Source organism: Candidatus Accumulibacter phosphatis (assembly GCF_012939955.1).
GTDB lineage: Bacteria > Pseudomonadota > Gammaproteobacteria > Burkholderiales > Rhodocyclaceae > Accumulibacter > Accumulibacter delftensis.
In genome coordinates, this window is sequence record NZ_SPMY01000084.1 from 1 (window position 1) to 8,995 (window position 8,995).

12 protein-coding genes are annotated in these 8,995 nt (G+C 61.8%); 1 reads left to right on the forward strand and 11 read right to left on the reverse strand.

Features of this window, described 5'->3' with window-relative positions:
• Positions 1-379 precede the first annotated feature (379 nt).
• On the reverse strand, positions 380-817 hold the full coding sequence (locus E4Q23_RS21035; RefSeq protein ID WP_336511750.1) for a DsbA family protein: 438 nt from the start codon (positions 815-817) through the stop codon (positions 380-382).
• Between the two features lie 110 nt (positions 818-927).
• Between E4Q23_RS21035 and E4Q23_RS21040 the strand changes: the two genes are divergently transcribed.
• Positions 928-2,217: an IS1380 family transposase gene (locus tag E4Q23_RS21040; protein ID WP_169068443.1), complete on the forward strand. Its 1,290-nt coding sequence runs from the start codon at positions 928-930 to the stop codon at positions 2,215-2,217.
• Here E4Q23_RS21040 and E4Q23_RS21045 read toward each other — a convergent pair.
• From E4Q23_RS21045 to E4Q23_RS21090, 10 genes are all read right to left on the reverse strand, one after another.
• Complete coding sequence (locus tag E4Q23_RS21045; RefSeq protein WP_169068444.1) at positions 2,195-2,695, reverse strand: thioredoxin domain-containing protein; 501 nt, start codon at positions 2,693-2,695, stop codon at positions 2,195-2,197. The genes E4Q23_RS21040 and E4Q23_RS21045 overlap by 23 nt on opposite strands.
• Positions 2,692-3,150 (reverse strand): disulfide bond formation protein B, encoded by a 459-nt coding sequence (locus E4Q23_RS21050; protein WP_169068445.1) that lies wholly within the window; start codon positions 3,148-3,150, stop codon positions 2,692-2,694. The genes E4Q23_RS21045 and E4Q23_RS21050 overlap by 4 nt, the downstream gene beginning before the upstream one ends.
• Positions 3,147-3,608 carry a copper chaperone PCu(A)C gene (locus E4Q23_RS21055; protein ID WP_169068446.1) on the reverse strand — a complete coding sequence of 154 codons (462 nt, stop codon included), beginning with the start codon at positions 3,606-3,608 and terminating at the stop codon, positions 3,147-3,149. The genes E4Q23_RS21050 and E4Q23_RS21055 overlap by 4 nt, the downstream gene beginning before the upstream one ends.
• A complete protein-coding gene (gene lspA / locus E4Q23_RS21060; RefSeq protein ID WP_169068447.1) occupies positions 3,608-4,159 on the reverse strand; it encodes a signal peptidase II in 552 nt (183 codons plus the stop codon). The genes E4Q23_RS21055 and lspA overlap by 1 nt, the downstream gene beginning before the upstream one ends.
• Entirely contained in the window at positions 4,156-4,506 is a 351-nt protein-coding gene (locus tag E4Q23_RS21065; protein WP_169068448.1) for a DUF3703 domain-containing protein, read from the reverse strand. Before E4Q23_RS21065 ends, lspA begins: the two co-directional genes overlap by 4 nt.
• Positions 4,503-4,736: a hypothetical protein gene (locus tag E4Q23_RS21070; RefSeq protein ID WP_169068441.1), complete on the reverse strand. Its 234-nt coding sequence runs from the start codon at positions 4,734-4,736 to the stop codon at positions 4,503-4,505. The genes E4Q23_RS21065 and E4Q23_RS21070 overlap by 4 nt, the downstream gene beginning before the upstream one ends.
• Positions 4,723-5,049 (reverse strand): P-II family nitrogen regulator, encoded by a 327-nt coding sequence (locus E4Q23_RS21075; RefSeq protein ID WP_169068449.1) that lies wholly within the window; start codon positions 5,047-5,049, stop codon positions 4,723-4,725. The genes E4Q23_RS21070 and E4Q23_RS21075 overlap by 14 nt, the downstream gene beginning before the upstream one ends.
• 39 nt (positions 5,050-5,088) lie before the next feature.
• Positions 5,089-5,514 (reverse strand): hypothetical protein, encoded by a 426-nt coding sequence (locus E4Q23_RS21080; protein WP_169068450.1) that lies wholly within the window; start codon positions 5,512-5,514, stop codon positions 5,089-5,091.
• An 11-nt stretch (positions 5,515-5,525) separates the two neighbouring features.
• The gene (locus E4Q23_RS21085) at positions 5,526-8,621 is read right to left on the reverse strand and encodes an efflux RND transporter permease subunit (protein WP_169068451.1); all 3,096 of its coding nucleotides are present in this window, start codon (positions 8,619-8,621) and stop codon (positions 5,526-5,528) included.
• A 10-nt stretch (positions 8,622-8,631) separates the two neighbouring features.
• The coding region (locus tag E4Q23_RS21090) for an efflux RND transporter periplasmic adaptor subunit (RefSeq protein WP_211203881.1) at positions 8,632-8,995 on the reverse strand (364 nt) is incomplete at its 5' end.

The window sequence follows — 8,995 nt, forward strand, 5'->3', positions numbered from 1 at the left end:
AAGGAGAAGATGCCGGATGGCGTCTTTGCAATAACCCCGTTTCACCAACCAGTCAGTGAAAGGGTCTAGATAGGGACCGACAGGTCCCGCATAATACCCCCGCGCGCGTTGCCGGGCGCGTGAAATAGGTCGTAAGCATACTGTCCTCCTTTGGCTAACCAACCGTTCAAGGACGACAGTAATATGCCGAGAAAACCGGCAAAAGAAACCGCTGCAACCACCTGATTTCAAGGCAAATGCTGCCGCCCTAGGAAAGAATACTCCTCATATTCCTGGACTCTGCATATTTCAGAATATGCGGTGCACTACATATTCGGCGGTTCCGGCTTACAACCCCAGTCACATGACGACCTCAATAGAGAGGCATCTGCCAAATTGCTTACCGTGCTTTATTTTCCGTTTTCTGAGCCGACCGCTTCTTGAGCTCTTGCTCGACGAGCGCCTTCAATGGCGCCTCGCCGAAGTCACGCAAGGGCGTGCCATTGACGAAGAAGCCTGGCGTGCGATTCACCTTCAGCGCCTGCATGTCGGCGATGTCCTGCCGCAACACCTGGTCGACGGCCGGCCCATCGGCATCCGCTCTCGCCTTCGCCATGTCCAGGCCGATGTCGCCAATGACGTCCCAGATCAATAGCGGCTGGGGCCGGTCATGCGCGGCCCACTGCGGCTGCGCAGCCAGCGCCCGCTCGAGCGCCTCCCAGTATTTGTCCTGCAGCCGCGCCGCCTCGATGATCCGCACGGCCGTATCCGACCCGTGGTGCAAAGGCGCATTTCGCACGACGAGCCGGACCTGGCCGAAGCTCGCGTTGACCCAGATTCCGCGATTCGAACCGCATAGATCCCTTGGAGGGGCCGTATTTGCAGGCTTTCCGGTAAACTATCGGTGTCGAAACGAGCACCGGTTGGGTGATCCAGGGGGGCAGGAAGATGAGGGAACTGGCACAGACTGTGCTTCCGTTCAAGGTGGAAGCGACGGAGGAGCGGCTGACGGCGAATGCCGGTCTGGCGCTGTTCGGCGAGTTCATCGGAGGCCTGGGTCTGAAGCGCTGGCTGACCACTGAGATGCCCAAGCCAGGCAGTGCGCGGGGCTATGCGGCGAATGCCTTTGTCACGCCACTGGTGCTGATGCTCACAGGTGGCGGACGTTCGCTGGAAGACCTGCGTACGCTCAAGAACGACACGGCGCTGAACCAGGTGCTCAAGCAGGACGTCTTGCCGAGCACGGACGCGGTGGGGGACTGGTTGCGCCGGACCGGTATCGGCACGGGACTGGACGGACTGGATCGGATCAACCGGCGAGCGGTGGCGACGCGCATTCGACAGATCGGGATCAAGGCGCACACGCTGGACGGAGACGCCTCGCAGATCGTGGCCGAGAAGGAAGCCGCACACTTCACGTACAAAGGTGAACAGGGCTATATGCCGATGATCGGTCACCTGGCCGAAGCGGGTGTCGTGATCTACGACGAGTTTCGGGAAGGCAACATCGCCCCGGCGACGCAGAACCTCGAATTCATCCAGGCGTGCGAAGCGCGCTTGCCCAAGGGACACCGCATTGCCCAGGTTCGTCTCGACTCCGCCGGTTACCAAGCCGACATCTTCAATTACTGTGAAGACACCGGCAAGACTTTCGCCATCGGCGGACGGTTGGACGCCCCCACCCTGCAGGCCATTGCCGAGATTCCCGAAACCTCGTGGAAAACGTATGCCGACTGCGCTGTCGCCGAGACGGTACACAGCATGGGCGAGACGAAGAAAGCCTTCCGACTGATTGTCGTGAAGTACCCGCGCCAGGCCGAACTGTTCGACGATGCGCCAAAGTACCATGTGATTGCCAGCAACCGGGTCGAATCGGCGGCCGACACCCTGATCTGGTATCGGCAGCGCGGCGAGGTGTCCGAGAACGGCATTAAGGAACTGAAGATTGGCTTTGGCATGGAGCGCATGCCCTGTGGGCAGTTTGCCGCCAATGCCGCCTTCTTCCGCATCGGCGTCATCGCGCACAATCTCTTCGTACTTTTCAAGCATTCCGCTCTCGGCGAGGGTTGGCAGCGCCATCAAGTCGCCACCGTACGCTGGCGCCTGTTTCACCTGCCGGGCAAGCTCGTGCGGCATGCCGGCGCCTGGGTATTGAAGATCGCCAGCGAGAACCTCGACCTGTTCCAGCGTATCCGCGCCCGCAGCTTCGCCTGCGCTACTGCGAATCCCAGCCCGTAGTTCCTCGCTTCTTCCACGGCGGTAACGAAACCCCTGCGGTGAGGCACGGGCGGTCCCGTTCGTCCCGAGCGGCCGAGATTATGCCAGAGGGATCTCGCCAGCCCGTCTGACGACACCCGAGGGCGTTCGCCGTGGCTTCGCGCCTTCCTGCGCGCTCGTTCGGACGTCTCCGGAGCCTCTGATCCGCCGTCGCTGGGCCGCCACATACGCGATCGCGGAATTTGGGGTTGACGATGCGCTTGACGATCGGATAGAAAGCGCGGCAGGCCTCGCAGGACGGATCGAAAAACTCGACGATCGTCACCTTGGCCGCCGGATTGCCGTAGATGGGCGAGTGCGGCCTGACCAGCGCGTCGCTGTGCGTCTGGGCCGCCGCCGTCACCTCCTGGTTCGTGCGCCCCGTGAAGACCACGACCCCTGCCGCGAAGGCCAGAACGACCACGGCGACCGTCGCCAGAACCATCCACTTCCTGCTCATGCCTTTTCCCTCCTCATTGAAAACCACAGCAGCACCAGGATGCCGCTGAACGCCGCCAGCGACAGCAGCGGAATCGGCATCAAACCGGCCACCTGCACATCGATATCGGTGCAGGACGATCCCTGGCCGCAGGGCACGAGGCCCTCGGACACCACGCCCCAGAAAACCATCAGGTGGTAGGCAGCGATGCCCCATCCCACCGCGGCCAGTGGCAAGGCGTAGCGCGCACAGCGAGGGTCCGAGGTGAACAAGCCCATGCCGAGCACCAGCACCAGCGGAAACATCGCGATGCGCTGATACCAGCACAGAACGCAGGGTGTATTGCCCATAACCTCGCCCAGGAACAGTGCGCCGGCCGTGGCCAACAACGCCAGCAGCCAGGCCAGGAACAGCGGTGTCCAGAACGTGGCATACCGGCCGCCGTGGCGCGGCCCCACCGACTGTGCTGTGCTCATCGTTCGGGCGGGGCGAAACTGGCCATTGCATTCGCTTCGACCGTCGACACGCGGCCGTCGGCCGCCTTGAACGAGAGCGTCAAGGGCACGACCTCCGCCACCTTGATCTGCTTCTTCAGCCCCATCATCATGATGTGCAGTCCACCGGACTTCAGCTCGTTCGTCTGGCCGGCCTTCAAGGGAAGTTGATCGACTGCGCGCATGCGCATGATGTCCTTGTCCATCGACATCTCGTGCACTTCGACGACACGGGCGACCGGCGAGCTGACGCCGGTGAGAACGACATCTTTGTCGGCGGTCAGGCGCATAAAGGCGCCCGTGGCCGACTGGCTCGGCACGGTCGCACGCGCCCACGCCCCGTCGACCCGCACCTGCGCATGGACGGCTGACGCCGCACCCAATATCAACAAGGCTGCGGCGATGCGCGCAAGTCGACGATTCGAAACAGCAATGCTCATCATCCAGTACTCCCTTGTCCGGTTTGTTGCCCGTTTGGGCCCGGCCTGAACGCCGCCAGCACCAGCAGCGCCGCACTGCCGACGATGAAGATGTCCGCCAGGTTGAACGCAGGCCAGTGCATGTCGCGCCAATGCAGATCGAGGTAGTCGATCACCGCGCCAATGCGAACCCGGTCGACGACGTTGCCCAGCGCGCCACCGATCAGACCGACATAGGCCACGCGCTCGACAGGACTGCCGACGCCGCGCCACAGCAGCCCGGCGAGCACGACACTGACGGCCACACCCAGCACGGTCAGCACATGGCGCTGCCATCCGCCGGCATCGGCCAGGAACGAAAACGCAGCACCCGGGTTGAGAACATGGACCAGATTGAACCACTCGGTGACCGCGATGCTCGCGCCCAGCGGCAGATTCTGCGCGACGATCCACTTGACGCCCTGGTCGAGCGCCAGCATTGACGCGGCGATCCCCATCAACAGCCACCAGCGGTCGCTCGAGGCGGCGGCCACAGGGTGGGGTTGCGCCGCGCTGGCAGAGGGGGGGGTCATCGGTCGCGGCCTTGCAGCAGCCGTTTCAGTTCGGGCGGGATGCCCATCGGCGCGAAGGCGCTGACGCTCGCGCCGCCGGTGTTGCCAATTGGCAGGAGGGGGCCAAGCGGCACCAGCGCGAGTCGCATCAGCTGCCCGACCACTTCGCGCGAGTCACCCGTTTCCCAGCCGACCCGAAGCATCCACCCATGCACGCGCAGGTGCGCACTGAAGTCCCGCTGCCCCAGCACATGTGCCCGCTCCAGGGCAGCGAACGCACGCCGGGGGTAGCCGGCAAGCCGGTGCCGCGCCGACACGGCTATCTTGGCCTCGAAGGCCTCGATCCGTGGTGATGCTGCTCCGGTCATGACACGCCCTTCGCCGTTCTCTGCAGACGCAGGTCGTCGTTCATCACCGCCATGTCGGCCTGCGTGAGCGCGGGCGGAGCATTGGCCGCGCTCTTGTTCGTGAGTCGCAATCTGTGGCCACTGGCCGTTACCCCGATCGTTATCATAATTTCCATCTGGCCATCATACGTCCGGCTTGAGGGTGAAGCTTCGGAAAGCTGCAAGTTGGACGGGCTTTCAGCGAATTTCAATTGCCTTCGTCACCTCGCTCACAAAGATCCAGCCGGCGTCTGGCAGACCCGTATGCGCCGCTGTCGTGATGGCGGCAATCAGCTCGTTGACCACTTCATCGGCACATACGAGGTCCAGTTTGTATTCGGAGACGACGGCTTCGGCAAGATCCAGGGAGTAGTGCTGCTGCGCTGGGTCCTCACTCGCCAAGGGCCGCTGCACCTGGGAGACCGTGATGTTGTGATAGCTGATGTCGGCAACCTTCAGATCGCGCAGCGCCTGAAGCACGTTGGCGATGCGGTGCTGCCGGATGAATGCCTTGATTTCCTTCACGTCAGTTCTCCTTTGGATTTTTCATGATTGCCGATTCGCTTACTCAAAGCGGACAGCGATACGCGTCCCTTCATCCATCTCGCAATAGCCTGCAGGCGCTTGCCGAGCGGGCCAGGTCAGGGTGCATCGCAGCACCGCGCCATCCGCCGCGCGCAATTCCGGGTTGGCCGAGTAGTCGTAGTGTTCGGTATCGCTTCCAGCAGCGATACCGCTGTGACGCCGGCCACGACTGTCGTGCTGTTGCAAGGCCGAGAGGTTGGCGTTGCGGCGTATCGCGAAGTCCTTGGCGGTGAAACGCCGCCCCTCGACCTCCAGGAGCATTGCCGGCGCCCCGCGCCCCTCGTGACTGAAGGTGCCAACCGTGACGCTCGGGTTTCCACTTGCCGGCGCAAGCGCGTGCGTATGCCCTGCGCAACCGGTAAGCGTCAGCGCGGCCAGACCGACGATAGCGAACACCGTATTCATCTTTGTTCCTTTCACTGTGAAGTTCTGGTGCGACGCTCGCGGCGCGTCTCGACCCACTCGTACATGAGCGGCAGCAGGAGCAGCGTCAGGGCCGTCGAGGTAAGCAGGCCACCGACGACGACTGTCGCCAAAGGCCGTTGTGTTTCCGCGCCAACGCCCTGCGCAAGCAACATCGGGATGAGGCCGAGGATGGCCACCGAGGCGGTCATCAGTACGGGCCTCAGGCGTAGCGCCGTCCCCTGGCGTACCGCGTCACGGATCGACAGGCCCTGGCCGCGCTGGTCGTTGAGAAATGACACCAGTACGATACCGTTCAACATGGCTACCCCGAACACGGCGATGAAGCCAATCGCAGAGGGCACCGAGACGTACTGGCCGGTTATCGCCAGTCCGAAGACCCCGCCAATTGCCGCGAAGGGCACGTTGGCAATAATTAGCGTGGCGAGGGTCAGCGAGTTGAAGGCGGTGTACAGCAGGACAAAGATGAGTCCAATGGTGAGCGGTACGATAAGCGCCAGTCGCGCCATCGCCCGCTGCTGATTCTCGAAAGCCCCGCCCCATTCAATCCAGTAGCCTTCGGGAAGCTTCAGCTGACTCCGAATTTTCTCGTCCGCTTCCTGGACGAAACCGTCCACGTCGCGGCCTCTCACGTCCATCTGCAAGACAGCATAGCGACTCAATTGCTCGCGGCGCACGAAGGTATAGCCCTCGTCCATCTCCACCGTCGCCACGCGCGAGAGCGGGACCATGGCGCCGGATGAGGTACGCACCGGGATATTACCGATTGCCTGCGGCGTATCACGGAATGCTGCATCGAGACGCACCTGAATGTCGAAGCGGCGTACGCCATCAATGAGCGTGCTGACAGCCATCCCGCCGATTCCGGCCTGCACCATCTCCAGAATCTCGTCAGCGTTGATCCCGAAACGCGCGGCTTCTTCGCGGTTGACCTTCACGACCAGTTGCGGCTTGCCCTTGTTGGCTTCCAGAGACAGGTCGGCGACGCCAGGTACACTGCTCAGGATGCCCTTGCTTTCTGCGCCCAGGCGGTCGAGTTCGGCGAGGTCTGGTCCGTAAAGTTTGAGGGCAAGCGTTGCACGTACGCCCGAAATCAGTTCTTCGACCCGCATCTGGATTGGCTGGGTGTTGCCTACCACCACGGTCGGTAGCGCCACCTCCAGGGTTTCCTTCATGCGGTCTGAAAGTTCCGGTATGGACATCTTCTCAGGCCACTCAGCTTGTGGTTTGACCTCTACCAACACCTCCATGTAGTTGGCGTCGGCGGTTTCGCCCTTCTCTGCGCGTCCAATGGTGGCCAGCACCATCTTGGTCTGTGGGTACTCTTTCTTGAGTACATCATTCATTTGTTGCGAGACGCGTATCGACTCCTCCAGCGAAGTCGACGGGATGCCAGTCGCTCTGAACATGATGGCGCCTTCCTGGAGCGTCGGCATGAACTCCTTGCCGAGGAAGGGGAAGGTGGCGAGGGCCGAGACGAGCAAGGTCAGCGAAGCGACGATCACCTTCTTCTTGTTTTCCAGCGCCCAGTCGAGAACCGGCAGGTAGCCAGCCTTGATCCAGCGGACCAGAAACGTGTCTTTTTCTTCCTTGGGTTTCAGGATCAGCGCGGCGAGCACAGGCACCAGGGTAAGCGTGAGAATCAGCGAGCCCACCATGGCAAAAGTGATCGTGAAGGCCATGGGTTTGAACAGCTTGCCCTCCAGACCGGTCAGCGAGAAAAGCGGCAGGAACACCACGATAATGATGAGAATGGCAAAAGCGATCGGGTTGATGACCTCGCGCGCAGCTTCCAGCATGACGTGAGTGCGGTTTACGACCTGACCAGTCTTATGCGAGAGCAAGCGGAAGGCGTTCTCCACCATGACCACGGCACCGTCCACCATCATGCCGATGCCGATCGCCAGACCTGCCAGAGACATGAGATTGGCCGACAGCCCAAAATATTGCATCATCAGAAAGGCGAACAGCATCGCCAGCGGCAAAGTGGCGATCACGACCACTGCCGAGCGAATTTCCCCGAGGAACAGGAAGAGCACGATGGCCACCAGGATCGATCCTTCCACGAGGGCGCTTTCGGCGGTCGCGAGCGCCTTGTCGACCAGCTCGGTTCGGTCGTAGACCGGCTTGATGCTGACGCCAGGAGGTAGTGCCTGGCGCGCGAGATCGAGTTTCTGCTTCACCGCATCAACGACACTCTTGGGGTTTTCGTTGATCCGTGCGAGGGCGATACCGAGAGCCACCTCCTTGCCGTCGCGCGTCACTGCCCCGAAGCGCAGCGCCGGGCCTTCCTTGACTTCGGCCACCTCGCGCACGTGGATCGGCACGCCCTCGCGCTCGGCAATGACCACGTTGCCAATGTCCGTGGTGTTGGCCACCAGACCAAGGCCGCGAACCAGATATTGCTCCTGGCCGAGGTTGATGTACTGTCCGCCCACCTGCCGATTATTGGCGGCAAGCGCTTCCATGACGGCCTTGAAGGAGAGTCCGTACTTGATCAGTTTTTCTGGATTGATCTGGACCTGGTATTGCTTTTCCTGCCCCCCCCAGGTGGTGACGTCATCTACCCCCGGCGCGGTGCGCAACATGAGACGCACGGTCCAGTCATGCAAGGTGCGCAGGTCCATGGCCGAGAGTTTCTCGTCGGCCGATTCCACGGTGTACCAAAAAACCTGGCCAAGCCCCGAGCTGTTCGGTCCGAGAGAAGGCTCGCCATAGCCTGCGGGTAAACGTTCCTTGGCCTCCTGCAACTTCTCTCCGACCAGGCGCCGGGCGAAGTAGATGTCCACATCATCCTTGAAATAGACACCGACGTAAGACAGGCCGAATAGGGAAACCGAGCGAATCTGCTCGACCCCCGGCAGGCCAGCCATGGCCGTTTCAATCGGCGTCGTGAGCAGTTGTTCGACATCTTCGGCGGCCAGTCCAGGCGACTCTGTATAGACATTGACCTGGTTCGGGGTAACGTCCGGGAACGCATCCACCGGGACGTTGAGAAAGGCGCGGACGCCAAAGAAAGCCATCAGCACGAAAGCCAGCAAGACGAGCAGCTTGTAGCGCAATGAGAGATCAACGATACGGTTCAGCATGGTTTTCCCCTCAGTGCCCGTGACCTGCGCCAAGCTCCGACTTCATGATGCGTGCCTTAAGGGCGTAAGCGCCCGCCGTCACCACCCGCTCGCCCGTCGCCAGGCCACTCTTGACCACCAGGCGCCCACGCAGTTTCTGCCCGAGCACGACATTTCTCGGCTCGAAGCCGTCGCTGTCCTCGATAAACACCGTGGGCTGACCATTCATCAACACGACGGCCTCGGTGGGGACCAGCAAGGCTTTGACTGTCGCACCCTGTCTGGTCGTCTCGATGGTACGGATGGCGACGGTGGCGAACATTTCCGGTTTGAGCCGGCCGTCCAGATTCGTCACTTCCACACGCGCTTGCACGGTACGGGTCTCCTTGTCGACC

Excerpts from the sequence above, each read along its gene's own strand:
- E4Q23_RS21040 (WP_169068443.1), top strand. The coding sequence starts at position 928 with ATGAGGGAACTGGCACAGACTGTGCTTCCGTTCAAGGTGGAAGCGACG.
- E4Q23_RS21045 (WP_169068444.1), bottom strand. The coding sequence starts at position 2,695 with ATGAGCAGGAAGTGGATGGTTCTGGCGACGGTCGCCGTGGTCGTTCTG.
- E4Q23_RS21050 (WP_169068445.1), bottom strand. The coding sequence starts at position 3,150 with ATGAGCACAGCACAGTCGGTGGGGCCGCGCCACGGCGGCCGGTATGCC.
- E4Q23_RS21055 (WP_169068446.1), bottom strand. The coding sequence starts at position 3,608 with ATGAGCATTGCTGTTTCGAATCGTCGACTTGCGCGCATCGCCGCAGCC.
- lspA (WP_169068447.1), bottom strand. The coding sequence starts at position 4,159 with ATGACCCCCCCCTCTGCCAGCGCGGCGCAACCCCACCCTGTGGCCGCC.
- E4Q23_RS21065 (WP_169068448.1), bottom strand. The coding sequence starts at position 4,506 with ATGACCGGAGCAGCATCACCACGGATCGAGGCCTTCGAGGCCAAGATA.
- E4Q23_RS21080 (WP_169068450.1), bottom strand. The coding sequence starts at position 5,514 with ATGAATACGGTGTTCGCTATCGTCGGTCTGGCCGCGCTGACGCTTACC.
- E4Q23_RS21085 (WP_169068451.1), bottom strand. The coding sequence starts at position 8,621 with ATGCTGAACCGTATCGTTGATCTCTCATTGCGCTACAAGCTGCTCGTC.